Source organism: Pseudomonas sp. B1(2018), assembly GCF_003097365.1.
Taxonomy (GTDB): Bacteria; Pseudomonadota; Gammaproteobacteria; order Pseudomonadales; family Pseudomonadaceae; genus Aquipseudomonas; species Aquipseudomonas laurylsulfatiphila.
The window spans coordinates 1-25,342 of the sequence record NZ_PYUK01000001.1; the positions used below are offsets into that span (position 1 = coordinate 1).

The 25,342-nt window shown below is 60.5% G+C and carries 20 protein-coding genes and 1 pseudogene; 8 read left to right on the forward strand and 13 right to left on the reverse strand.

Annotated elements, in window-relative coordinates:
* Positions 1 to 433 precede the first annotated feature (433 nt).
* Positions 434 to 573: pseudogene (locus C9422_RS32430) on the reverse strand (SDR family oxidoreductase); the annotation flags it as partial.
* Positions 574 to 819: 246 nt separating this feature from the next.
* On the opposite strand from C9422_RS32430, the gene C9422_RS00010 reads away from it, so the two are divergent.
* The gene (locus C9422_RS00010) at positions 820 to 1,827 is read left to right on the forward strand and encodes an Ig-like domain-containing protein (RefSeq protein WP_133248987.1); all 1,008 of its coding nucleotides are present in this window, start codon (positions 820 to 822) and stop codon (positions 1,825 to 1,827) included.
* Positions 1,828 to 1,980: 153 nt separating this feature from the next.
* Here the strand turns inward: C9422_RS00010 and C9422_RS00015 are convergent, their stop codons facing one another.
* The 5 genes from C9422_RS00015 to C9422_RS00040 all read right to left on the reverse strand — a co-directional run bounded on the left by C9422_RS00015 (position 1,981) and on the right by C9422_RS00040 (position 6,782).
* Complete coding sequence (locus tag C9422_RS00015) at positions 1,981 to 2,748, reverse strand: SDR family oxidoreductase (protein ID WP_007976320.1); 768 nt, start codon at positions 2,746 to 2,748, stop codon at positions 1,981 to 1,983.
* A 117-nt stretch (positions 2,749 to 2,865) separates the two neighbouring features.
* Positions 2,866 to 3,933, reverse strand: a complete 1,068-nt coding sequence (locus C9422_RS00020; RefSeq protein ID WP_116579200.1) for a phosphotransferase family protein — start codon at positions 3,931 to 3,933, stop codon at positions 2,866 to 2,868.
* A 144-nt stretch (positions 3,934 to 4,077) separates the two neighbouring features.
* The gene (locus C9422_RS00025; protein WP_116579201.1) at positions 4,078 to 5,043 is read right to left on the reverse strand and encodes a 2-hydroxyacid dehydrogenase; all 966 of its coding nucleotides are present in this window, start codon (positions 5,041 to 5,043) and stop codon (positions 4,078 to 4,080) included.
* A 740-nt stretch (positions 5,044 to 5,783) separates the two neighbouring features.
* A complete protein-coding gene (locus tag C9422_RS00035) occupies positions 5,784 to 6,371 on the reverse strand; it encodes a TetR/AcrR family transcriptional regulator (protein ID WP_116579203.1) in 588 nt (195 codons plus the stop codon).
* 27 nt (positions 6,372 to 6,398) lie between these two features.
* The gene (locus C9422_RS00040) at positions 6,399 to 6,782 is read right to left on the reverse strand and encodes a tautomerase family protein (protein WP_116579204.1); all 384 of its coding nucleotides are present in this window, start codon (positions 6,780 to 6,782) and stop codon (positions 6,399 to 6,401) included.
* 367 nt (positions 6,783 to 7,149) lie between these two features.
* Between C9422_RS00040 and C9422_RS00045 the strand changes: the two genes are divergently transcribed.
* Together C9422_RS00045 and C9422_RS00050 are read left to right on the forward strand one after the other, a co-directional pair.
* The gene (locus tag C9422_RS00045) at positions 7,150 to 8,430 is read left to right on the forward strand and encodes a serine/threonine transporter (protein ID WP_015095407.1); all 1,281 of its coding nucleotides are present in this window, start codon (positions 7,150 to 7,152) and stop codon (positions 8,428 to 8,430) included.
* Positions 8,431 to 8,546: 116 nt separating this feature from the next.
* Entirely contained in the window at positions 8,547 to 10,199 is a 1,653-nt protein-coding gene (locus C9422_RS00050) for a SulP family inorganic anion transporter (protein WP_116579205.1), read from the forward strand.
* A 181-nt stretch (positions 10,200 to 10,380) separates the two neighbouring features.
* Here C9422_RS00050 and acnB read toward each other — a convergent pair whose 3' ends face one another.
* The gene (gene acnB / locus C9422_RS00055; protein WP_033048038.1) at positions 10,381 to 12,981 is read right to left on the reverse strand and encodes a bifunctional aconitate hydratase 2/2-methylisocitrate dehydratase; all 2,601 of its coding nucleotides are present in this window, start codon (positions 12,979 to 12,981) and stop codon (positions 10,381 to 10,383) included.
* Between the two features lie 454 nt (positions 12,982 to 13,435).
* On the opposite strand from acnB, the gene C9422_RS00060 reads away from it, so the two are divergent.
* Positions 13,436 to 13,906 carry a DUF1289 domain-containing protein gene (locus C9422_RS00060; protein ID WP_116579206.1) on the forward strand — a complete coding sequence of 157 codons (471 nt, stop codon included), beginning with the start codon at positions 13,436 to 13,438 and terminating at the stop codon, positions 13,904 to 13,906.
* 83 nt (positions 13,907 to 13,989) lie between these two features.
* Here the strand turns inward: C9422_RS00060 and C9422_RS00065 are convergent, their stop codons facing one another.
* Complete coding sequence (locus C9422_RS00065; RefSeq protein WP_116579207.1) at positions 13,990 to 14,853, reverse strand: universal stress protein; 864 nt, start codon at positions 14,851 to 14,853, stop codon at positions 13,990 to 13,992.
* A gap of 162 nt (positions 14,854 to 15,015) precedes the next feature.
* Between C9422_RS00065 and C9422_RS00070 the strand changes: the two genes are divergently transcribed.
* Positions 15,016 to 15,624: a tRNA-(ms[2]io[6]A)-hydroxylase gene (locus C9422_RS00070; RefSeq protein WP_116579208.1), complete on the forward strand. Its 609-nt coding sequence runs from the start codon at positions 15,016 to 15,018 to the stop codon at positions 15,622 to 15,624.
* 386 nt (positions 15,625 to 16,010) lie between these two features.
* Here C9422_RS00070 and C9422_RS00075 read toward each other — a convergent pair whose 3' ends face one another.
* Positions 16,011 to 18,248, reverse strand: coding sequence for a TonB-dependent siderophore receptor (locus tag C9422_RS00075; protein ID WP_116579209.1), 2,238 nt, complete (start codon positions 18,246 to 18,248; stop codon positions 16,011 to 16,013).
* Positions 18,249 to 18,356: 108 nt separating this feature from the next.
* The gene (locus tag C9422_RS00080) at positions 18,357 to 18,845 is read right to left on the reverse strand and encodes a GFA family protein (RefSeq protein ID WP_116579210.1); all 489 of its coding nucleotides are present in this window, start codon (positions 18,843 to 18,845) and stop codon (positions 18,357 to 18,359) included.
* Positions 18,846 to 19,211: 366 nt separating this feature from the next.
* Here C9422_RS00080 and C9422_RS00085 point away from each other — a divergent pair, with 366 nt between their 5' ends.
* From C9422_RS00085 to C9422_RS00095, 3 genes are all read left to right on the forward strand, one after another.
* Positions 19,212 to 20,096: a LysR substrate-binding domain-containing protein gene (locus C9422_RS00085; protein WP_116579211.1), complete on the forward strand. Its 885-nt coding sequence runs from the start codon at positions 19,212 to 19,214 to the stop codon at positions 20,094 to 20,096.
* A 100-nt stretch (positions 20,097 to 20,196) separates the two neighbouring features.
* A complete protein-coding gene (aguA, locus tag C9422_RS00090; RefSeq protein WP_116579212.1) occupies positions 20,197 to 21,321 on the forward strand; it encodes an agmatine deiminase in 1,125 nt (374 codons plus the stop codon).
* Positions 21,322 to 21,323: 2 nt separating this feature from the next.
* Positions 21,324 to 22,421 carry an extracellular solute-binding protein gene (locus C9422_RS00095; RefSeq protein WP_116579213.1) on the forward strand — a complete coding sequence of 366 codons (1,098 nt, stop codon included), beginning with the start codon at positions 21,324 to 21,326 and terminating at the stop codon, positions 22,419 to 22,421.
* A 333-nt stretch (positions 22,422 to 22,754) separates the two neighbouring features.
* Here C9422_RS00095 and C9422_RS00105 read toward each other — a convergent pair whose 3' ends face one another.
* From C9422_RS00105 to C9422_RS00115, 3 genes are read right to left on the reverse strand one after another with little or no spacing between them, the layout of a single operon-like run.
* Entirely contained in the window at positions 22,755 to 23,372 is a 618-nt protein-coding gene (locus tag C9422_RS00105; RefSeq protein WP_116579214.1) for a DNA-3-methyladenine glycosylase, read from the reverse strand.
* Between the two features lie 4 nt (positions 23,373 to 23,376).
* A complete protein-coding gene (locus C9422_RS00110) occupies positions 23,377 to 24,189 on the reverse strand; it encodes an isocitrate lyase/phosphoenolpyruvate mutase family protein (RefSeq protein WP_116579215.1) in 813 nt (270 codons plus the stop codon).
* Between the two features lie 35 nt (positions 24,190 to 24,224).
* The gene (locus C9422_RS00115; RefSeq protein WP_116579216.1) at positions 24,225 to 25,307 is read right to left on the reverse strand and encodes a bifunctional transcriptional activator/DNA repair enzyme AdaA; all 1,083 of its coding nucleotides are present in this window, start codon (positions 25,305 to 25,307) and stop codon (positions 24,225 to 24,227) included.
* Between the last annotated feature and the right edge of the window lie 35 nt (positions 25,308 to 25,342).

A 25,342-nucleotide genomic window follows, 5' to 3' on the forward strand; every position in this document is an offset into this window, starting at 1 on the left:
GTGCCGAAGACAGTGTGTGGTTCGCAGCGGGTCCCTGAAGTTTATATAAAAATGATACGTTGCTGAGTAAGGACGTTGCCCAGGCTTGGGAAATCTCTTGTACTGTGTTGTCAGCCGATTAGAATTGGCACACTAGTCAGTATTGAGATGTCACGGCTCGTAATGGAACTGGGCGGTTCGAGTTGGTTGTAATGTATGGCGGTGTCGCGCCCATTGAGACGTGGTTAATGCTTTCTTGTCTGTCGAAATGACGCTTGTATTTGTTAGTGTAAATGCTGGGTCTGCGATTTGATGATGAGTGGAGCAATCATGGAGACAGTTGGTGAATGCGGAGTGGGATAATCATAATCCGCAGGACACTTAATAATTATTCATCGCAGTTGAAACTAAAAGGCAGCCAACCGGCTGCCTCTCTTTTTTTCAAGACACCAAGTCAGGGCAGGAAGCCAGCATCCACCTTCAACGAAACCGCGGTGGTATAGCGGGAGCATCGCTGGCGAGGGAAGGCACCGCCCCCGCCATCTTGTCTGGATCGGCCACGCGTTTGAGCGGGATCTGCTGCAGTGCCGTGCTCCATTTCACCGATGTGGCAGGCGATGGCTTCACCAATACCACGGCTGGCACCGGAGACAAAGGTGAACCAGCTGTCGAGTCGAGCACTGACTTCATTCCATACGTGACTTTGATATGCAAATTTAGATATTTTATCGCGATTTATTTTGAATGACCTGTCATTTATGCCCGTTTTCAGTTTGTCGATTTTTCCCGATAGTTAACGGACTGTTTTTAATGTCCATTACTGAGAAGGGACGCATCCTCATGACCACCGAATTAGAAGCCGCGACCGCTGTATCAAACCCTTGGAAACAAGCTACGTTGTTGATCAACGGCAAGAAAGTGGAAGGGGGCGCGGAACCCGTTTTGCTCCGTGGGCAGGAAAACGTTGTAACGGTGGAGGCCCCACCCGAAGTCGCCAAGGCACTCAACCTGGGGTTGCCTCAGAATGGCGGTTTGAACATCGTTGCATCGCCGGATTTTGGCAATTGGGTTGATCCCGACCACCGCAAGTTCGAATGGAAGATTACACCGGACGCTGGCAAGAGCGGTCGTGTCACCCTGGTTTTTTTCAGCAGGGAAGTAGTGGAGGTGTGGGAACACCGAAGTCTGGTGATTTCGAGCGATCTGGCGGATGAAGTGACAGTTTTGCTGAACGGTGTTGAGATGCCATTAACTGGAGCGGATATCCCTTCAGGAGGTACGGCAACACTCACCCTGGCTTACAAAAGCCCGTATCTGTTGCCCGGTATCGATCTGGCCTTGGACGCATTGCTGGAATCGGGTCTTGTACCAGGTGACTTGACTAGCCAGCCACCTTTGCTTGAGCAAACAGTCAATCACGAATGGGTGATTACAGCTGCGGAGAATAAGATTGGAGCATTCAAGCTGAAGTTGTTCACTGTGGAAGAGCAGGCGGTGCTGCTGACGCCGAGTAATCGTTTGTTTGCGCCGATTAATACTCGGTTTGAAAGTTTTGGCGGGAGTCCGCTTCTTCGTCCTCCTGAAAAAAATCCAAGTGATACCAATACGTTTTTTTCTTATCGTGTGGCGCTAACCAGTTTGGAGGGACAGCCTTTGGTTGGCGTGCCTGTGACGTTCTACGCGCCAGGCTCGGAGGAAGAAACGATCGAAGTCACAACGGATAACCGAGGACTGGCCTTTAATCTAAGTCTTTTTCAACGTGCAGGTGTTTATACGATTCGTGCAGTTGCAACGGTGGCAGGCGTAGATAGAGAGTTGGAAGTGTTGGTGGATGTAGTCGCAGCTTAATGCCAGATGTCGCTTGTTCAGAATGACTTGTGAGGGCGTGATCGCGATGTGGCAACACCCTGATCTTACAGTCTGTCAAACATGTGTAACCGGGCCGAATGAAACCAGGAAAGGCAGCCTAACGGCTGCCTTTCTTTCATTCAGAGCAGCGAGTCAGGACAAAAAACCACCATCCACATTCAACGAAACCCCAGTCGTATAACTCGAAGCATCACTCGCCAAATACAGCACCGCCCCCGCCATTTCACTCGGGTCCGCCACGCGCTTTAGCGGAATCTGCTGCAGCGCCGTGTTCAAGATCGCCTCATTCTTCACCAGTGCCGAAGCAAACTTGGTGTCGGTCAGCCCCGGCAGCAGGGCATTGCAACGAATCCCGAATTGCGCGCATTCCTTGGCGAATACTTTGGTCATGTTAATCACCGCCGCCTTGGTCACCGAGTAGATGCCCTGGAAGATCCCCGGCGAAACGCCGTTGATCGACGCGACGTTGATGATGCTGCCACCACCGTTTTCGCGCATCAGCTTGCCGGCTTCCACCGACATGAAGAAGTAGCCGCGGATGTTGACGTCGACGGTTTTCTGGAAGGCGCTGAGGTCGGTGTCCAGGACGTTGCAGAATTGCGGGTTGGTCGCGGCGTTGTTGACCAGGATGTCGAGGCGGCCGAACTGTTCCTTGATGCCGGCGAAGACCTGGCTGATCTGTTCCATTTCGCCGATGTGGCAGGCGATGGCGGTGGCCTTGCCGCCGGCGGCGATGATCGCGTCGGCGACGTGTTGGCAGCCCTCAAGCTTGCGGCTGGAGACGATCACGTGGGCGCCTTGCTGGGCCAGCAGTTTGGCGATGGCTTCACCGATGCCACGGCTGGCGCCGGAGACGAAAGCGATCTTGCCGTCGAGGTCGAACAACTGAGTCTTGGACATGGGATTCCCTTATGAAAAGTCTTGTTATCGAGTCAAATGCCGTGTGTGGCCAATGCTGTTCAGTCGAGGCCAGTCAGTGCGCGTTATCGTTCACGATCATCGCGAGCAGGCTCGTTCCTACAGGCTGGATTTCTGGATCACCTGCAGGCTCATCTGCTCCAGCAGCTTGTTCATGTGAATGAATTGCGCGAAGCGTTTGTCCTGGGTCTGGCCGTGGTAGAAGCGGTAGTAGATCTGCTGCACGATGCCGGCCAGGCGGAACAGGCCGTAGGTGTAGTAGAAGTCGAAATTGTCGATCTGGATGCCCGAGCGTTGGGCGTAGTAATCGACGAACTCGCGGCGGGTCAACATGCCCGGCGCGTGGCTTGGCTGGCGGCGCATCATCTGCACCGGTGCCGGATCATCGGCTTCGATCCAGTAGGCGAGGGTGTTGCCCAGGTCCATCAGCGGATCGCCCAGGGTGGTCAGCTCCCAGTCAAGCACGCCGATGATCTGCATCGGGTTGGCCGGGTCGAGGATGACGTTGTCGAAGCGGTAGTCGTTGTGCACGATGCTGGAGGTCGGATGGTCGGCCGGCATCTTGTCGTTGAGCCAGGCTTTCACCGTTTGCCATTGTGGCGCGTCCGGGGTCAGGGCCTTCTCGTAGCGATCGCTCCAGCCTTTGATCTGGCGCGCCACGTAGCCTTCCGGCTTGCCGAGGTCACCCAGGCCGTAGGCGTTGTAGTCGACCTGGTGCAGTTCGACGAACTTGTCGATGAAGCTCTTGCACAGGGCTTCGGTTTTCGCTGAGTCCAGCCCCAGTTCCGGCGGCAGGTCGGAGCGCAGGATGATGCCGTTGACCCGTTCCATCACGTAGAACTCGGCACCGATCACCGATTCGTCGGTGCAGTGCACGTAAGCTTTGGGGCAGTACGGAAATCCGTCGCGCAGTTGATTGAGGATGCGGAATTCACGGCCCATGTCGTGAGCTGACTTGGCCTTGTGGCCGAAGGGCGGGCGACGCAGGACGAACTCTTGTTCGGGGTATTCCAGCAAGTAGGTGAGGTTTGAAGCGCCGCCCGGGAACTGGCTGATCTTCGGCAAACCGCTGAGCCCCGGTATATGGGCCTTGAGGTAGGGATCGATCAGGCTGGCATCGAGCTCTTCGCCGGTGCGGATACGGGTGGACTGGTCAGTAAGCGCCATGCTTATCCCTTCTGCTTATTCTGGAGGCCTGAAACTATTGGCTAATCTAATGCGCACACCCCGCAGCCACAACCGCGATCGGCTCTTATAGGTGAGCGTGTTGCCGACCAATCATTGTTTTTGATACAGCTGTTTGAATTGCCGTCAATGAACGACCCGGCTCCTGGCCGGCGGCAAGTCGATCGGCGTCAGCACCGGTTGGCTGGAGAAAAACGCCACGAGGTTCTTGCCCACCAGTTCGACGGTGCCCTGGGTGGCCTCCGGGGACAGTCCGGCGACATGGGGCGTGAGGATCACGTTGCTCAGGGTCTTGAGCGTATCCGGCACCTTCGGTTCAGCGTCGAACACATCCAGCGCGGCGCCGGCGATCCGGCGTTGCTCCAGGGCGGTGATCAGGTCGGCGGTGGCAATCACACTGGCTCGGGCGATGTTGACGATGAAACCCTGGGGGCCCAAGGCGTCGAGCACCTGGCGATTGATCAGGTGCTTGGTGCCCAGGCCGCCGGGCGTGGCGACGATCAGGAAGTCCGAGGCGCGCGCCAGCTCGGTCGGGGTGGAGCAGAACGTGTAGGGCACATCGCTGCGACGTTGCCGGTTGTGGTAGCAGATGCTCATGTCGAAGCCGGCACCGGCACGTTTGGCGATGGCCATGCCGACCGCGCCGAGGCCGAGGATGCCCAGGCGTTTGCCGGCGAGGGAAGGGCGCATGATCTTCGGCCACTCGCCGCGCCGAACGGCGGCATCACAGCGGGGCACGTCGCGTACCAGCGACAGCAACAGCGCCATGGCATGGTCGGCGACGGACGAGGCGTTGACCCCGGCACCATTGGTGACGGTGATGCCCCGGTCGGCGGCGGCTTGCAAGTCGACGTGTTCATAGCCGGCGCCGATCACGCAGATGATCTTGAGTTTGGGCAGCGCGGCGATTTCATCGGCATACAGCCCCAATGGACCCCGGGTCAGGACGGCGTCGATCTGCCCGGCGTGGCGGGCGATGGCTTCGGCGCGCTCGGCGGGCGTCGGGGCCAGTATCAGGTGGAAACCCTGATGTTCGAGGATAGGCAGGTAATCATTGATGGTTTCAACCAGTACCAGAACGGTTACAGGCATGCTTGGCTCCCTGTGGGCATCGGAAAATCGGCTCGAACGTCGCTTGAGATTGCTGATTTCAGGATAGCTTGGCAACCGCCGGCGATCGCGGTCTGCGCCATTTCATGCGGAACTGCGTGTGTAGGAGCTGGCTTGCCAGCGATGGTCGTTAACGATAACGCGTGTGAGCTGGATGAACGCGGCGCGCTTGAGTCCATCGCCAGCAGGCTGGCTCCTACAGTTTCGGAGTGGACGCGGTCCCCTGTGGGAGCTGGCCTGCCAGCGATGGTCGTTAACGATAACGCGTGTGAATTGGATAAACGCGGCGCGCTTGAGTCCATCGCTAGCAGGCTGGCTCCTACAGTTTTTCTGTGTGGACGCGGTCCGCTGTGGGAGCTGGCTTGCCAGCGATGGTCGTTAACGATAACGCGTGTGAGCTGGATGAACGCGTTGCACTGGAGTCCATCGCCAGCAGGCTGGCTCCTACAGTTTTAGCGTGGGCACGGTCCTTTGTGGGAGCTGGCTTGCCAGCGATGGTCGTTAACGATAACGCGTGTGGGCTGGATGAGCGCGGCGCACTGGAGTCCATCGCCAGCAGGCTGGCTCCTACAGTTTTAGCGTGGACGCGGTCCCCTGTGGGAGCTGGCTTGCCAGCGATGGTCGTTAACGATAACGCGGGTGACCTGGATGAACGCGGCGCGCTTGAGTCCATCGCCAGCAGGCTGGCTCCTACCGTTTCCCGGGATTGCGTGAAGAACCTTTTATTTTGAAGCCGAGAGTGCTGCCCGTGCAGCCTCGAGAATTTCATCCGACAGTGGATCGCCGCGGGTCGCCCGGGACAACATCAGCGCGCCGAACATCAGCGAATACTGCACCAGCGCCTGCTGCCGTTTGTCGGCTTCGTCCTCGGTGTCGAGCAGTGAGCCCAGGGAGTCGAGCAGGTTGTTCAGGCCCTGCAGATAGGTTTGACGCAAACCGCTCTCGGCGGCCTCGTGGCACATGTCCCCGGCAAAGGCCACTACCGGGCAGCTGTCACCCGGATTGTCCCGGCTTTCGCTGGACAGGTACGTTCCGATCACGGCACGGCGGGCGGTGTCCTTGCTCTCCTGATCGGCCACCCGTGCTTGCCAGCGTTGCGCGGCCTGCTCGAAAGCCCGGCCACTGGCCTCTTGCGCCAAGGCTTCGCGGGATTCGAAGTGCCCGTAGAAGCCGCCGTGGGTCAGGCCTGCGGCGGCCATCACATCGACCACGCTGATTCCATGCAAACCGCGTTCGCGGAACAACCGCGTGGCGGCTTCGACGATGGTCTCGCGGTTGAGGTCGGCTTGTTTGCGGGAAACGCGGGGCATGGGGCTTTCTCGGTTGCAGGTTGAATATCAGAGGGCGTATTGGGCAATTCCGTTGCCGAACGACCAGTTCTCTTTTTTGACTTCCACCAGATTGATGAAAACATCCTCCAGGCGCACACCCAGCTCTGTGTGAAGGCTTTCGGCGATGGTTTTGTAGAGGTTTTTTTTCTGCTCGACGGTTCGCCCTTCGCTCATGGTGATCTGGATCACCACCAACTGGTCCGTGCGGTCGATACCCAGGTAACCGGGATCAAAGATGAAATGCTGCTCATCGTGTTCGGCGAGTATCTGGAAATTATCGTTCTCCGGCACGCCGATGGTGCTGTGCATGGCGGCGTAGATCAGTTGGCCGATGCGTTTGGCGTGGGTGGGGTCCTGATGTTTTTTGATGTCGACGCGAACCAGTGGCATGGGAAGACTCCAGAAGGAATGCAGGTTGTTTAAAAATACATGATGGTAGACCTTTATCAAGTGGCAAACGCCATCTTGCGATCAAGCGCGGGATCTGAAAACCGCCAAGTCCCTGTGGGAGCGGGCTTGCTCGCGAAGACGGCGGCACATTCAGCATTGATGTGTCTGACACACCGCTTTCGCGAGCAAGCCCGCTCCCACAGGGGGACTCTCGTCAATCTGGTACCACCGTTCCTCACCTAAGTCTTTGCTTCTGTTCACTAATCCTCCAGAATCGCGCCCCTGTTCCGGTCAGGGCGCTGCTTGTCGGGTATTCCGACGCGTTCTGACCGGGTGGCAAGTGACCGGAATGTGGAGATCCCACCGGATGAATGATCAGGCCAATAGCGTCAACAAACGCTATGTAGCAGCAACACCCGCAACGCTTTCGAGCTGGAATCGCCAGGACACCACGTGGATGCTGGGCCTGTTTGGCACGGCGATTGGTGCGGGCACCCTGTTTTTGCCGATCAATGCGGGTCTCGGCGGTTTCTGGCCGCTGTTGATCCTGGCGTTGCTGGCGTTCCCGATGACGTTCTACGCGCACCGCGGGCTGACCCGTTTTGTGTTGTCCGGTCGCGAAGGCGCCGACATCACTGAAGTGGTGGAAGAGCATTTCGGCATCAAGGCCGGCGCGCTGATTACCTTGCTGTACTTCTTCGCCATTTTCCCGATCCTGCTGATCTACAGCGTGGCCCTGACCAACACCGTGGGCAGCTTTCTCGAGCATCAACTGCATATCACGCCGCCACCGCGCGCCGTGCTGTCGCTGGTGCTGATCCTCGGCCTTCTGGCGGTGGTGCGTTGCGGTGAGCAACTGATCGTCAAGGCCATGAGCCTGATGGTCTATCCGTTCATCGTCGCCTTGCTGTTCCTGGCGGTGTACCTGGTTCCGCACTGGAACGGCGGCATCCTGACCACCGCCAGCAGCGTGCCGGCTCCGTCGGCGCTGTTGCACACCCTGTGGCTGGCGATTCCGGTGATGGTGTTCTCGTTCAACCATTCACCGATCATCTCGGCCTTCGCCGTGGACCAGAAGCGTCGCTACGGCGATCACGCCGAGGAGCGCAGCTCGCAGATCCTGTCCCGGGCGCACCTGTTGATGGTGGTGATGGTGCTGTTCTTCGTCTTCAGTTGCGTGCTGACCCTGTCGCCAGCGCAACTGGCTGAAGCCAAGGCGCAGAACCTGTCGATCCTGTCGTACCTGGCCAACCACTTCAGCAACCCGACCATCGCCTTCGCGGCGCCGTTGATTGCCTTCGTGGCCATTTCCAAGTCGTTCCTGGGGCACTACATCGGCGCCAGCGAAGGTCTCAAGGGGCTGATCGTCAAGAGCGGCCAGCGTCCGTCCGCCAAGGCCCTGGACCGCATGACCGCCGCGTTCATGCTGGTGGTGTGCTGGATTGTCGCCACGCTGAACCCGAGCATCCTGGGCATGATCGAAACCCTCGGTGGCCCGGTGATCGCGGCGATCCTGTTCCTGATGCCGATGTACGCCATTCGCAAGGTGCCGGCGATGGCACGCTATCGCGGTCAGGCGTCCAACGTCTTCGTGACGGCGGTGGGCCTGGTGGCGATTACCGCGTTGATTTATTCGTTGAGCGCGTAAGATCAAGAGATCGCAGCCTTCGGCAGCTCCTACAGGCTGCTACCCTTTGATTTTCAGCTACAGTGGCCGCTGCACGTGATACGTGCAGCGGCTTTTTTTCGCCTGGAGACATTCGATTGTCGAGCGCCCCCAACGCAACCCCCACCGAGCAACCCAACCGCTGGCAGGACCTGTTGGCCGGGTTGTCGATAGCCGGCCTGTTGTTGCCCGAAGCCGTCGCCTATTCAATCATCGCCGCAGTGGCACCCCAGGCCGGGGTGATCGCCCTGTTTGCCGGGTTGCTGTGTTATGGCCTGTTCGGCACCAGCCGTTTTGCCATTGTCTCGGCCACTTCATCCTCCGCCGCCGTGCTGGCCGCCGCGACCGCCACCCTGGCCAATGGCGACCCTGAGCTTCGCTCGACCCTGGCCATCGGCCTGGTGCTGGTGACCGGGGCGTTTTTCCTGTTGGCCGGGCTGTTCAAACTCGGCAGCGTGACCTCGTTCATCGCCAAGCCGGTGCTGCGTGGTTTTGCCTTTGGCCTGGCGCTGACCATCATTCTCAAGCAGGTCGCCAGCGTAGTGGGCGTGCATCTGACCGAAGCCAACCTGGTGGGTTTTCTGCCGCAATTGCTGGAGCAACTGCCGCAATGGAACTGGGTAGCAGCCACGGTCGGCGCCGTGGCGTTGGCCTTGTTATGGCTGTTCGCGCGGTTCCGGCACCTGCCGGGTGGTTTGCTGGTGGTGGTGATCGGCATCGCAGCGGGGCAGTGGCTGGACCTGCCGGCCTACGGCGTGAAGCTGATCGGCTTGATCGACCTGAGCCTGGAGGTGCCAAAGCTGCCGGTACTGCCGTTTGCCGACTGGTTGCGTCTGGGTGAGTTGGCGTTCGCCATGGTGATGATTCTGTATGCCGAGTCGTATGGCTCGATCAGTGCCTATGCGCTCAAGCACGGTGATCGCGTCACCTCGAACCGCGACCTGCTGGCGCTGGGTGCTTCCAACCTGCTGTCCGGTCTGTTCCACGGCATGCCGGCGGGCGCGGGGTATTCGGCGACGTCGGCCAATGAGGCCGCCGGTGCCACTTCGCGCCTGGCCGGTATCGTGGCGGCGCTGGTGGTGCTGTTCATTGTCCTGACGGTGCTGCCGTATATCGCCCTGACACCGGAGCCGATTCTCGCCGCCATCGTTATCCATGCGTTGGGGCGTGGCTTGAGCCTGCAACCGCTGGGACGCTATTTCATCTGGCGCCGTGACCGCTTGCTGGTGATCTGCGCCGTGGGTGCGGTATTGGTGCTGGGTGTGCTGGACGGCTTGCTGGTGGCGGTGGCGATCAGTGTGTTGTTGATGCTCAAGCAACTGTCGGCGGCGGATATCCAGATTCTCGGGCGCATCGATGGTGGTCACGACTTTGTCGACCTGCAACGCCATCCAACGGCCCAGGCCGTGCCTGGCGTGTTGATTGTGCGGCCGGTTGAAGCGTTGTTCTTTGCCAATGTCGAGCGGATTCTCGGCGCTGCCTTGCACTTGATCCGGCATTCGCAAACGCCGATTCATACGGTGATTCTCAGCCTGGAGGAGTCGCCGGATCTGGATGGCACCAGCATTGAGGCGTTGCAGGGATTTTTCGTGCATGTGCATCAGGAAGGCCAGAGCCTGATCCTGGCTCGCCTCAAGGACGATGCACAAACGGCGTTGGCGGCGTTGCCGCAGGTGCAATCAAGCGGTGTGATTCTGAGTGGTTTGAGTGTAGATGGGGCGGTGCAGCAGGCGCTCAAGCTGAACAAATGACTCTGCTGAATGTGCTGGCCTCATCGCGGGCAAGCCCGCTCCCACAGGTTTTGTGAACGACATTAATCACTGTGGGAGCGGGCTTGCCCGCGATGAGGCCGGAACAGGCGGTGACTTTTCATCGGCATAAAAAAACGCCGCTCATCTCACGATGGGCGGCGTTTTTCATTGCGTTGCAACGTTAGGCTTGAACGACCGGGATGTTGGCGTTCGCAGCAGCTTCACGGAACTCGGCGATCTGGTCGAAGGACAGGTAGCGGTAGACATCGGCCGCCATGCTGTCGATCTTGCCAGCGTATTCCATGTACTCCTCGACGGTCGGCAGGCGACCCAGGATGGAAGCCACGGACGCCAGCTCGGCCGAAGCCAGGTAGACGTTCGCGCCGTCACCCAGACGGTTCGGGAAGTTACGGGTCGAAGTCGACACGACAGTCGAGTTCGGCTCTACACGTGCCTGGTTACCCATGCACAGCGAGCAGCCCGGCATTTCCATGCGCGCGCCGGCCTTGCCGTAGATGCCGTAGTAGCCTTCTTCGGTCAGCTGGTGAGCGTCCATCTTGGTCGGCGGCGACAGCCACAGACGGGTTGGCAGCTGACCCTTGACCTGTTCCAGCAACTTGCCGGCAGCGCGGAAGTGACCGATGTTGGTCATGCACGAACCGATGAACACTTCGTCGATCTTCTCGCCAGCAACGCTGGAGAGCAGGCGAGCGTCGTCCGGGTCGTTCGGAGCGCAGAGTACAGGCTCCTTGATGTCGGCCAGGTCGATCTCGATGATTTCGGCGTACTCGGCGTCCTTGTCCGCTTCCATCAGCTCAGGGTTGGCCAGCCAGGCTTCCATCGCCTGGGCACGACGCTCCAGGGTACGGGCATCGCCGTAGCCTTCGCCGATCATCCAGCGCAGCAGGGTGATGTTGGACTGCAGGTATTCGGCAATCGACTCTTTGGACAGCTGGATGGTGCAACCGGCAGCCGAACGTTCAGCCGAGGCGTCGGACAGTTCGAACGCTTGCTCGACGGTCAGCTTAGGCAGGCCTTCGATCTCCAGGATGCGACCGGAGAAGGCGTTCTTCTTGCCTTTCTTCTCTACGGTCAGCAGGCCAGCCTGGATCGCGTAGTAAGGAATGGCGTGAACCAGGTCACGCAGGGTGACGCCTGGCTGCAGTTCGCCCTTGAAGCGAACCAGGACCGACTCAGGCATGTCCAGCGGCATGACGCCGGTGGCTGCGGCGAACGCAACCAGGCCGGAACCGGCCGGGAACGAGATGCCGATCGGGAAACGGGTGTGGGAGTCACCACCGGTACCGACGGTGTCCGGCAGCAGCATGCGGTTCAGCCACGAGTGGATGATGCCGTCGCCCGGACGCAGGGAAACACCGCCGCGGGTCATGATGAAGTCAGGCAGGGTGTGGTGGGTGGTCACGTCGATCGGCTTTGGATAAGCCGCGGTGTGGCAGAAGGACTGCATCACCAGGTCGGTCGAGAAGCCCAGGCACGCCAGGTCTTTCAGTTCGTCACGGGTCATTGGACCGGTGGTGTCCTGGGAACCCACGGTGGTCATCTTAGGTTCGCAGTAGGTGCCCGGACGAACGCCGGTCACGCCGCAAGCCTTGCCGACCATTTTCTGCGCCAGGGTGAAACCCTTGGTGCTTTCAGCCGGAGCTTCAGGCTTCTTGAACAGGGTCGAAGGTGGCAGGCCCAGCTCAGTGCGAGCCTTCTCGGTCAGGCCACGGCCGATGATCAGCGGAATACGGCCGCCGGCACGAACTTCGTCCAACAGGACCGGGGTCTTCATTTCGAAGGTGGTCAGGACTTCGTCGGTGCCGTGCTTGCAGACTTTGCCAGCATGCGGGTACAGGTCGATCACGTCGCCCATGTGCATGTTGGAAACGTCGAATTCGATTGGCAGTGCGCCAGCATCTTCCATGGTGTTGTAGAAGATCGGAGCGATCTTGCTGCCGAAGCAGAAACCGCCGGCACGCTTGTTCGGTACGTAAGGAACGTCGTCGCCGAAGAACCACAGTACGGAGTTGGTCGCCGATTTACGCGAAGAACCGGTACCGACCACGTCGCCGACGTAGGCGATCGGGAAGCCGGCGTTGCGCATTTCTTCGATCTGCTTCATCGGGCCGGTGACGCCTTGTGCGTCAGGCACGATGCCGTCGCGAGCCATTTTCAGCATGGCCAGGGCGTGCAGCGGGATGTCCGGACGGGACCAGGCATCAGGCGCAGGGGACAGGTCGTCGGTGTTGGTTTCGCCGGTGACCTTGAACACGCGCAGGCTGATCTTGTCGGCCAGGGTCGGGCGCTTCACGAACCACTCGCCGTCAGCCCAGGATTGCAGCACGCCTTTGGCGTGAACGTTACCGTTCTTGGCTTTTTCAGCGACGTCGTGGAAGGCATCGAACATCAGCAGGGTGTGCTTGAGTTCTTCGGCAGCTACTGGCGCCAGTTCGGCGTCGTCCAGCAGGTTCACCAGGGTCACGATGTTGTAGCCGCCCTGCATGGTGCCGAGCAGTTCAACAGCGCGCTTCTTGTCGATCAGGGGGGAGTTGGCTTCGCCTTTGGCGATGGCGGACAGGAAGCCGGCCTTGACATAGGCTGCTTCGTCCACTCCAGGCGGAACGCGATTGGTGATCAGGTCAACGAGGAATGCTTCTTCGCCAGCCGGGGGATTTTTCAGCAGCTCGACCAGGCCTGCAGTTTGTTCGGCGTTTAGCGGCTGGGGAACGATACCCAGTGCTGCGCGCTCTTCGATATGTTTGCGGTAGGCTTCAAGCACAGTTATTACCCTCATCAGTGGTCCCAAATGGGTGTCCGGGACGCTCATCCCGAAATTGCCGTACTCATGCGCTGCATGGCGTTGTGAGCCACTTAGCCAGAATTACCGACAATTCCTTACAGAAGCTGCTTTCAAAGTTTTACGCCTGCAGAACGGGAGCTGATGAGGGTTGGCGTTGGGCTTTTCCCCGCTGGAAAAACCCCTCGCCAACACCGCTCTGAAGGAACGACTGTGCTCGTGACGCTTTGAAAACAGCTTCTAACGGACATTGGCGCCTAAAAAGGCAGGCTGATTCTACGGCAAAAAAAAATTTAAGGTAAGTCAGGTTTTATTGGACTTTGGTGGCGGCCGCTAAACGCCGATTTAGCCATGGCCCTGAACTTTGAGGGGTGATCAATGGTGGACAAAGGTCTAACATGCCGGCCTGTTCTGCTTTTTCGCGTTTTGCCTACCTATGCCCAATCAGACCATCAAGACGCCGTGCGTCGGCCTTTGCTCCACTGTTTACGGTGACCTGGTGTGCCGTGGCTGCAAGCGTTTCCACCACGAAGTGATCCACTGGAACGGTTACAACGAGGAGGAAAAGCGCGCTGTATGGCTGCGTCTTGAGCAATTGCTGTCGCAAGTGATGGCCGCCAAGGTGGAAGTTTTCGATCCGGCGCAGCTGCGGATGCAGCTGGAGCAACGCAAGATCCGTTTCGTGCCCCATCAGTCGGAATATTGCTGGGCTTACCAGTTGATCGCCCGGGGGGCGCGGGTGATCAACAACCTGGAAGCCTACGGGATGGTGTTGCTGCCGGAGTTTCGCGACTGGAGCCTGCCGGAATTGCGCGATGCCATTGATCGGGAGTTTTTCCTGCTCTCCGAGGCGCATTACCAGCGCTATATTGCGCCGGGGTTTCTGAAAGACGCTTTTGGCGGCTGAAAAGATCGCAGCCTGCGGCAGCTCCTACATTGACCGTGTTTTTCTGTAGGAGCTGCCGCAGGCTGCGATCCTTTGATCTGCCCTCAATGCTTGCCGGCAATCTCCTCAAGATGATCCTCGATCTCCGTCGGCTTGAGCACCAATACATCGCTCTCGACCGCATCGAGCACCACTTCCGCCGTATTGCCGATCAACGCGCCTGACAACCCGCTACGCGCCACGGTGCCGATGACGGTCACGGCCGCCTGCAGCTTGTGCACCATGAACGGAATCAACACGTCCGCCGGGCCTTCCTCGATGTGCAGGTGTTCATCGTCGATGTCGTACTCGGCCTGGAACGACCTGCATTGCTCGCGGTAGCGCGCCTGGATGGTTTCGCTGAGTTGAAACGTCGGGTCGGCCGACGACAGCATCGGCGACGGGTGGGCGCTGATCACGTGCAAACGGGCCTTGGCCAGGGTTGCGATTTCATAGCCATGATTGATGATGGTGTCGTGCAGGTGGCGGTGTTCGAGGTCGGTGTTGCCGACGTCGACAGCGGCCAGGATCACTTTGTCTTTCCATGACCCAGCGGTTTTCACCAGCAGTACCGGGGAAGGGCATTGGCGCAGCAATTTCCAGTCTTCGGGTGTCAGCAGGGCCTTTTTCAGGGCGTTGTCGGGAAAGTGCTGCTTCACCACCAGACCGCAGCCTTCGGCTTGCTGAACCTCGACGATGGTTTGATGCAGGCTGTGGTTCCAGGCCTGCTCGGTGGTGACGCTGTAGCCGTCCTCCGTCAAAGCGGCCTTGAGCACACTCAACATGCCACTGTGATCATGCTTGGGGTCGCATACCAGCAGATGCAACTGCGCCTGGGTCACCCCGGCGATCAGCTTCGCCCGCTTGAGCGCCAGGCTTTCGGAGTGTTCGGGGTCGATGACCACCAGAATGCTGCGTACGGCTTGCATGAGCGCGATCTCCTGAAAATTAAAAAGCACGGCGTTGCACAACTATAGTTGCTGCCTGCGATTCGGGGTCTTGATGCATATCAACGGTTGGCGACTGGTGGTCTGCGGGCAGGCCGGTATAATCGGCGCCCTTCGTTTTGAACCTATTTGTCCGTGAGCCCCATGATCCTTCCCGAAATTCACGAGTTCCTTGGCTGCCGCACCCCCGACGGCTGGGTTCAAGCCGCGCTGGCCGATCAGGAAACCTTGCTGATCGACCACAAGAACTGCGAATTCAAGGCCGCCAGCACCGCGTTGAGCCTGATCGCCAAGTACCATTCCCACGTCGACCTGATCAACATGATGTCGCGCCTGGCCCGGGAAGAACTGGTGCACCACGAGCAAGTCATGCGCCTGATGAAGCGCCGCAAGATTGCGCTGCGCCAGCTGTCCGCCGGGCGTTATGCGTCGGGCCTGCGCAAGGTGGTGCGCAGTCACGAGCCGGTAAAACTGGTGGACACCTTGGTGGTGGGCGCCTTTATCGAGGCCCGCAGTTGCGAGCGTTTCGAAGCGCTGGTGCCGCATCTGGACGAAGAACTGGGCAAGTTCTATTTCGGCCTGCTCAAGAGCGAGGCCCGGCATTTCCAGGGTTACCTGAAACTGGCCTACCAGTATGGCGACGCCAGGGACATCGCCCAGGTGATCGACAAGGTGCGCGCCGCCGAACAGGAACTGATCGAATCCCCGGATGTGGAATTCCGTTTCCATAGCGGCGTACCGGTCGCGGCATAATCAACGCAAACCCGGGAAACTTTAGGAGCCAGCTTGCTGGCGATGGACTCGAGTGCGCCGCGTTCATCCAGTTCACCCGCGTTATCGTTAACGACCATCGCTGCGATGCGGCGGCCCGACAAGCCAGCTCCCACAGGGGACGGTGACCTCCTAACCAGTGAATGTCCCCTCCAAAAAAAAACCGGCCTTTCTGGCTAATGCCGATCAGTTAAGCCCCGGACATTGTGGGAGCGAGCTTGCTCGCGATGGCAGACGGTCAGGCACCCCTTGTTTGACTGTCCAGCCGCCATCGCGAGCAAGCTCGCTCCCACGAGGTTTGCGGTGATCAAACGCTTAACTGACTGGCATTAGGCCTTTCTGGCCGGTTTTTTGTCAGGTCTTCAGCTTCAGAAATCCCACGTGGTGGTCAGCATCACGTTGCGTGGTTCGCCGTAGTACGTGGTGTCGAAGTTGCCCAGGCCCGTCAGGTAGCGTTTGTCGAAGACGTTATTGGCGTTGACGGTGAAGCTCAGGTTCTCGTTGAACTGGTAGCGGCTCATCAGGTCGACGAGGGTGTATCCGCCTTGCTTGATGCGGGTGTAGTCGCCCACGGTCGGGCTGTAGATCTTGCCGTAGAACGCGCTCTGCCAGCTGATGCCGCCGCCGATGGTCACCTTGTCCAGTGCGCCGGGCAGGCGGTAGGTGGTGAACGTACGCACGACGTGTTCCGGTTTGCTGGTGGACAGCGGGAAGCCGAAGATGCGCTGTTCATCGGCGTCACGGGTGCGGGCGTAGGTGTAGCCGGCCGATACGTTCCAGCCTTCGGCCAGTTCACCGGCCAATTCCAGCTCCACGCCTTTGGTGGTCGCGCCGTCGACGGCTTTGTAGATGCCTTCGTTGGTCACCGGGTTGGTGCCGATCGATTCGGCGAGGTTGTCTTGCTCGATGCGGAAGAAGGCCAGGCTGGCATTCAGTCGCCCGTCGAAGTAGGCGGCTTTCAGGCCGGCTTCGTAGCTGTCGCCTTCGACCGGTGCCAGGGTCGAACCGTTGATGTCCTTGTAGGTTTGCGGCTGGTAGATGCTGGTGTAGCTGGCGTAGGCCGAGTAGGTGTCGTCCAGGTCATAGACCACACCGGCATAAGGCGTGACCACGCCATGTTCCTTGTAGCTGGCATGGGTGTCATCGAGTCCCGCACCCGGATAGTACGAATAGTCTTCGTTGTACTTGAAGGTGCTCAAGCGGCTGCCGAGGATGATCGACAGGTCATCGGTCGCGTGCAGGCGCGTGGCCAGGTACAGGCCGTTCTGGCTTTGGGTGCGTTCGTACTTGCCGTTCTTCGGGAAGTCCTGTTCCGGCAGATCGCCGTTCCAGTCGTAGATGCTCCCCGGGACCATGGCGAAGGCACTGGTGTCGAAGGTCGCGCCGGTCTGGCGCGAGTGGGAGGCCATGAAGCCGGCCACCAGTTCATGCTCGCGGCCACCGAGGGAGAAGGGGCCGGTGACGTTCACGTCAGCGGTGTTTTGCACGCGATGACCTTCCCAGCGCCCCCAGTACAGGAACATGCCTTCGCCGGTGGCGCGATCCGGGTTGCCGCCACTGGCCGAGGCCAGGCGAGTGTCGTGATCGGTGGTTTTCTGGTCGAAAGTGGCCTTGAACGTCCAGTCGTTGGCCAGGGCCTGTTCCAGGGAGGCGAAGTAGGTGATGTCGTCGAAGTCGCGACGACTCCAGTCGGCGCCCGGGTTGAAGTGACGCGGGAAGTCGGTACGGCCGCCGTCCGAGAAGTACACCGGGTTGCCGGTCCAGGATGAGCCTCGCGGGGTGGTGCTGGACTTGTCGACGCCGAAGGTCAGCAGGGTGTCGGGTGTCAGGTCGGCTTCGAGGATGCCGTAGAACAGGTCCTTCTTCTGGCTGTAGTGATCCTGGTAGGAGTTCTTGTCGGAATAGGCGCCGACAAAGCGGCCACGCACGCTGCCGGAATCGTTCAGCGAACCGGAAATGTCGCCGACGCTGCGATAGGCATCCCACGAACCGACGGTGCCGCTGATCGATGCCTTGAATTCCTTGGTCGGCTTCTTGCGGATCAGGTTGACGGTGGCAGACGGGTCGCCCGAACCGGTCATCAGGCCGGTCGCACCCTTGACGATTTCGATGCGGTCCAGGCTGGAGGCGTCTTCGCCATTGCTGGGGTTTTCACCGTAGACGCCGTCATACGGGATGTTGATGCCATCGTACTGAAAGTTGGTGATGGCAAAGCCACGGGCGGAAAACTCGGTGCGGTCACTGTCGTACTTCTGCGTCGAAATCCCGGGGGTGTTGCGCAGCGCGTCGCCGATGGTCTGCACGCCGCGGTCGTCCATCTGCTGGCGGGTGATGACGGTCACCGATTGCGGCGTTTCGCGGATCGACAGGGGCAGGCCGGTGGCCGAAGACGTTGAACCGGTGGTGTAGGAGTGGGTGCCTTCGGTGGTGGCGCCCAGCGCCTGGGCGGAAATGTTCGTTGCGCCCAGCTGCAGTACGCCGTCGTCCTTCGCCGGCTTCTTCTCGGCATCGGTATCAGCGGCGTGGGCGGCGAGGCTCAGCAGGGCGGCGGGCAGGGCCAGAGGGCACAGGGCAAAACGGAAACGGGCGACAAGCGGGTGCGACATGGGGATCCCTTTGCATCGAATCGATCGGTAGTTGAAGTGCTTCTGAGGGGTTAACCGAACGAAACATGCAAAGGGGAACTGCCGCCTGAAAAAAACTGATAATTATTCTCAGCGAGCCAGGCCGAGACGCTGATGCCACTGGGCGATGGATTCTTCAGGGTACAGATCGAACTGCTGATCCCCGGGTTGTGCCTGGACCTCCACCCACGGCGCTTTCGAGCCGAGCATCAGGTGCGTGTGTTCCGGCGGCACCGGCAGTGGCGTGTCGATGGCCGAGGCGAATGGATGAATCAATTCCGGCCACTGCGGGCTGAACAGCCACAGGCCCGAGCCGCAGACCGCACAGAAATGCCGCTCGGCGCTGCTGCTGTGGGCGCGTTTGTCGCCTTCTTCCTTGAGCCGCGCATGGTAAATCGCGATGTGCTTGCGCCCGCGCACCTTGAGGCTGGCGGCATCGCCACCGAGGTTGATCGCATAGCCGCCACCGCCCTGGGTCTTGCGGCAGATCGAGCAGTAGCAACGCTGGTACGGGTAGGGGTGGGCGCAGGTCAGGCTGAACGACACCGCGCCGCAATGGCAGGAACCTTCGAGTTGCATGGGAGCCTCCGGCTGTCTTGAGCGTACCCGGAACAGCCTAGACCGTTAGCGTGACTCGACAGGCGCGAAAAGCCAGGATGAGTTCGGCTTCGCCGCTTTGTGCGCGGGTCACGTCCAGCATGTGCCGGGTGCGGGTGGATGTCATGATCCATAAGGGAAGGTGATGGGCGGGTGGATTTGTGGTGAATGGACCGGCCTCATCGCTGGCAAGCCAGCTCCCACAGTGGATCGAAGTGCACAAAAATCCGTATTTGCCACGGCCCCCTGTGGGAGCTGGCTTGCCAGCGATGAACGATAACGCGGTGATACTGGACGCCCGCCAAAGGCCAAGTCAGCATGTCCCCCTCGAAACCGGGACACGACCTGATGCGACGATTACCTTCACTGGCAGCCCTGCGAACCTTCGAATGCGCCGCCCGCCACGCCCATTTCGGCCGGGCGGCGGCCGAGTTGTGTGTCACCGACAGCGCGGTCAGCCACCAGATTCGCCAGCTCGAGGAGCAGCTCGGTGTGCCGCTGTTCGTGCGCGAAGGCCGGCAGATTCGCCCGACCCTGGCCGCCGGGCGCCTGATGCAGAGTTTGCAGCAGGCGTTCGAACTGATTGGCGACGCCTGCGATGAACTGCGCGATCCTTCATCGCTCGCGGTGCTGCGTCTGGCGGTAACCGCCGAGCTGGCGCAAAAGTGGCTGATGAGCCGTCTCACGGATTTCTATGCGCGCTATCCGCATATCACCCTGCACCTGTACGAACAACCGATCGACGCCACGGCGCCGGGGGAAGACATCGACCTGGCGATCACCTACGGCACCGGCCCGGTGGACAGCAGCGCGTATTTCGTCCGGCCGCTGCCGGCGTTGCAGTTCTTCCCGGTGTGCAGCCCCGGCCTGTTCAACCAGGGCTCGCTGAAAACCCCGAAGGACCTGGTCCGTCACTGCCTGCTGCACGACGACCAGGACGGCAAGACCTGGACCGCGTGGCTCACCAGCCATGCCGGCGACCAGCGTCCCGACCGCCAGTTGTATTTCGCCCATGCGGGGCTTGCGCTGGAGGCGGCGGCGCAAGGGCAGGGCGTGGCCATGGGCGACAACCTGACGGCCCAGGAAGATTTGCTCAGCGGCCGCCTGGTACGGCCGTTTACCTCGAGCATGACTGCCCTGGGCCAATATGCGCTGGTGTGCGAGCGGGTGCGGCTGGAACGTCCGGCCGTGGCGCAGATGCTGGAATGGTTCAACGATCAGTTGCTCGATTGATGAGTTGAATTCAAGTATTCCGAAATAATCATCGTTGGCGAGCCAGTCGCCAACGCCCTTAGCCTGTGGTCATTCCAATCCCTGCTGAAGAGGTTTGACCATGGCCCGTTTGCTCGACACCACTCCCAAACAGGACGGTTTCCGTCTGCCCGGCGAATTCGAAGCCAAGTCCGGTTGCTGGCTCGGCTGGCCGGAGCGCACCGACGTCTGGCGCAACGGTGCAAAGCCTGCGCAGAAAGTCTGGGTGCAGATCGTCACCGCCATTTCCATGAGCGAACCGGTCACCGTGTGCGCCTCGGCGGCACAGTTCGCCACCGCGCGCCGCCAGTTGCCGCCGCAGGTGCGTGTGGTGGAAATGACCTGCAACGACACCTGGTTCCGCGACAGCGGCCCGTGCTTTGTGGTCAATGACCAGAGCGGCGAAGTGCGCGGCGTCGACTTCGAGTTCAATGCCTACGGCGGACTCGACGGCGGCCTGTACTACCCATGGGACAAGGACGACCAGATCGCGGGCAAGATCCTCGAAATCGAACGCTTCGACCGCTATCGCGCCCCCTTGATTGCCGAACTGGGCGGCATCCAGAGCGACGGCCAGGGCAGCATCCTCACCACCGAGCAATGCCTGCTCAATCGCAACCGCAACCAGCATCTGGGCAAGGACGAAGTCACCCGTCGCCTGACCGATTACCTCGGCGCCGAGCAGGTGATCTGGTTGCCGCGGGGCTGCAAGTTCGACGAAACCGATGGCCACGTCGACGACCTCGCCTGCTTCGTGCGCCCCGGTGAAGTGGTGCTGCAATGGACCGACAACCGCGACGACCCGCAGTGGGAAATCTATCAGGAAGCCTATGACATCCTGCGCAGCACCCGCGACAGTCGCGGCCGCGAGCTGATCGTGCACAAGCTGCCGCAGCCGGACGTGCTGGAATGGACGGCCGAAGAAGCCGAAGGTCTGGACCAGCAGGACAGCACCCATACCCGCCAGGTCGGGACGAAGATCTGCGCGTCGTACATCAACTACTACGCCGGCAACAGCGCCATCGTGGTGCCGCTGTTTGGTGATCGCAACGACAAGGTGGCGCTGGCGACCCTGGCCGAGCTGTTTCCGAAACACAACATCGTCGGCATCGAAAACTCCCGGGAAATCCTCCTCGGCGGTGGCAACGTCGCATGCATCACCATGCCGCAGTACGCCGGCACTGCTTGCAACAAAAAGGGAGTTTAAATATGGGCCTGCACAAACTGACTCAAGCAATACTGCTGGTGCTTGCACCCCTGTGTGTGCAGGCCGCCGACACCGCCAAGCCGGTAGTCAACCTGTATATCTGGGGCGAGTACCTGGCCCCGGATACCCTGAAGAACTTCGAGGAAAAAACCGGCATTCATGTGGTGGTCGATCATTTCGATTCCCTGGAAACCGTCGAGACCAAGCTGCTCACCGGCCGCAGTGGCTACGACCTGGTGTTGACGGCGGGGCAGCACCTGTCGCGCGCCATCGAGAGTGGCGCGGTGCAGACGGTCGACAAGCAGCAACTGCCGCATTTCGCCGGCGTCGGCGAGGAGTTCCGCCAGCACATGGCGGTGTTCGATCCGGGCAACCGCTATGCCGGGATCTATGCCTGGGGCACCACGGGCGTGGGTTATCAGGAACAGGCCGTGAAACAGCGCTTGGCCGACGCGCCGACCGACAGTTGGGCGATGCTGTTCGACCCGGCCGTGGTCTCGAAATTCGCCGATTGCGGGGTCAGCCTGCTCAACGATCCCAATGAAGTGTTTGCGGCGGTCATGAAGTACATGGGGCTGGACATCAACCGCCAGAACCTCGACGACCTGAAACTCGCCGAGCAGCAACTGGCGAAGATTCGGCCGTACATCCGCTACTTCGACAACGACCTGAACATCAGCGACCTGGCCAACGGCAACACCTGCGTGGCGATGTCGTGGAACGGCAACGTGGGCATCGCCGCGGGCCAGGCCGAGGCGGCGGGTAAACCCTATTCGCTCCAGTACCGGATTCCGAAGGAGGGCACGTTGATCTGGTTCGATGCCATGGTCATTCCCAGGGATGCGCCGCATCCGAAGGCCGGCCTGGCATTGATGGACTACCTGATGACCCCGGAAGTGATCGCACCGATCACCGACACCATCCATTACGCCAATGCGATCACGGCGGCGGATGACTTGATCGACCCGGCGATCCGCAATGATCCGGGGACGTATCCACCGGCCGCGGTCAAGGCTTCGTTGTACAGCAAGAATGACAATGGCAAGGCGTTCAACCGGGCGTTGATCCGGGCGTTCAGTCGGTTGAAGTCGGGGTTGTGAGGCCAACCCGACCCTTGTAGGAGCTGCCGAAGGCTGCGATCTTTTGATCTGGCTTTTTCAAGATCAAGATCAAAAGATCGCAGCCTTCGGCAGCTCCTACAGGGACCGCGGTGCGGTTTAGCGGGTGGGCACCCGCCATAGATACCAGCCGCCACCGTCCGGAAAGGGCTCCACGCCGAGCCGATCTCGATCATCTTTATCCGGGCGTTCAGCCGGTTGAAGTCGGGGTTGTGAGATCAACCCGACCCTTGTAGGAGCTGCCGAAGGCTGCGATCTTTTGATTTGGCTTTTCAAGATCAAAAGATCGCAGCCTTCGGCAGCTCCTACAGTGGTCTAGCGGGTGGGCACCCGCCATAGATACCAGGCCGCTACCGTCCGGTAAGGGCTCCACGCCGAGCCGATCTCGATCATCTGCTTGCGCGTCGGCTGTACCTCCAGTCCCTTGAGCCGTCGATAGCCCTCACGCACGCCAAAGTCATCGGCCGGCAGGATGTCCGGGCGTTCCAGGCTGTAGATCAGCAGCATCTCCACGGTCCAGCGCCCGACGCCGCGCAACGTGGTCAACCGCTCGATCAGCGCTTCATCGTCCATGGCCAGCGCCGTGGCGTAATCCGGTACCACACCGTCCAGCGATGCCTGGGCGATACCCTGGATGGTCGCAATCTTGCTCGCGGAAAACCCGCAACTGCGCAATCGGTCGAAATCCGTGGCGACGATCTGTTCAGGCCGGGGAAAGGCACCCGAACCGAACAGCGCCAGCAGCCGCCCGACAATCGCATCGCCGGCCCTGGCGTGCAGTTGCTGATAGGCAATCGCCCGCACCAGCGACTCATAGGGATCACGCGCCGCATGCGGCTGGTGCAGGCACGGACCGATGGCGTCGATGTGGCGGCGCCAGTCGTCATCGATGGCGGCCAGGAATTCAGTGGCCGCCTGATAGCCGTCGGTCATGGATTCAGGCTTTCCCGGACGGTTTCAACAGGGCGTTGATTTCGCCATAGGTGAAAGCCTTCAGGTTGTGGCTGTCGAACTTACCGGTTTGCAGAAAGCTTTGGGCAATGCCGGCCATGGCGCCGTAAAGGAATTCAGCGATGCCGGAGCCGGCGCTCAGACGGCGTACGCCGAGCGCTTCAAGCGCTTCGGGCGACGGCAGGCCCGGGACCCCCAGCACATTCAATGGCAACGAGGTGCCGTGGCACAGCGCCTTGATCTCGTATTCGGCGGTAACGCCCGCCGCAAACAGGCCGTTGGCACCGGCCGCCTGATACAGCGCGGCGCGCCTGAGGGTTTCGGCGACGCGGTCTTCGGCAGGCACCAGGCCGCGCAGGTAGACATCGGTGCGCGCATTGATGAACAGGTTCACGTTACGTCGATCGGCCACCTGGCGCGCGGTTTCAATCTTGCGTACCAGCAACTCCGGCGGCGAGGAACCGTCTTCGATATTGATCCCGACCGCGCCGGCGGCGATCACCGCGTCAACCACCTGTGCCACCCGTTCCAGGTCATCGGAGTAACCGGCCTCGATGTCCACCGTCAGCGGCACCGAAATGACGCGGGCAATCGACTCGACGGTCGAGACCAGGCGCTCAAGGGGCAGGGTGTTGCCGTCCGGGTAGCCATGCACCCAGGCCACCGCGGCGCTGCTGGTGGCGACGGCCTTGTTGCCCAGTTGCTCCACCAGTCGCGCCCCGGCGGCATCGGCGACGTTGGTGAGGATCAGCAAGCCTTCGTGATGCAGTTGGTGCAGTTGATGGTCGAGTCTGTCCATCGAGTTTTCTTCCTTATGAAAAGCCTGTGGGGGGATCAGAGCGCCAATTGCCCAGTGAGCTGCACTGCAGCGTTTTCCAGCCTGAGCAGAAACGCCTTGCGCGGCTGGCCTCCAGCGTAGCCGGTCAGCGAGCCGTCGGCACCGATCACGCGGTGGCACGGCACGACAATCGATAAGCGGTTATGCCCGTTGGCCAGGCCCACCGCCCGGCTGGCACCGGGCTTGCCCAACGTCGCCGCAATGGTGCCGTAGGTGGTGGTCTGGCCGTAGGGGATCTTCGCCAGTTCCGCCCAGACGCGGCGGGAGAACTCGCTGCCGGGCATGTGCAGGGCAACGCTGAACTCAGTCAGCGTCCCGGCGAAATACGCCGACAATTGCGCTTCGATCTGCTGCAAATGGGTGTTGTGCCCCGGGGCAACGGCATAACCGAAACGGTTTTGCAGCGCTTCGATCGACGGGGTCAGTGAGGCCTGATCGAGAAACTCCAGCAACACCAGCCCGCGTCGTTCGGCCATGGCGATCATCGGCCCCAGCGGCGTGGTCAGGCGCGTGAACAGCAGCGGCTCGCTGTTGGCCGCGCGGCCCGGGGTGATGTGAAACGACTTTTGAAAGGCATCGCGAAAGCCGCTCAGGGACTCGTAGCCGGAATCGAAGGCGACGGCGTCGATGGAGTCGCCCTGTTTGATCCCGCCCAACGCCATGCCCAGGCGCCGGGCGCGCAGCCACGCATGGAAGGTCATGCCGAAATGCTGCTTGAACCAGCGACGCAGTTTCAGCGGCTCGATACCTACGGCCAGTAGCTGGGCGTCAGTCCAGCGCTGTTCCGGGTCGGCGTCTACCGATTTGAACAGCTTCTGCACCCAGTCCGGCGCGCTGGCGGCGGTGTCCAGCGGCTTGCAGCGCAGGCAGGCGCGGTAGCCCGCCGCCAGGCATTGCTCGGCGTTGGCAAAGAACTCGACATTCTCAGGCTTCGGGCTGCGGGCGGTGCAGCCGGGGCGGCAGAAGATGCCGGTGGTCTTGACCGCCGTGAAGAACACGCCCTCGTAGGAGGTGTCTCGTTCGAGCATGGCGCGAACCATCTCGGTGCGGGGCGGGAGCAGCGTTTTTTGTAGGTTCATGGGCGCAGCATAGAGGGCGTCATGGGTGGCCTCCA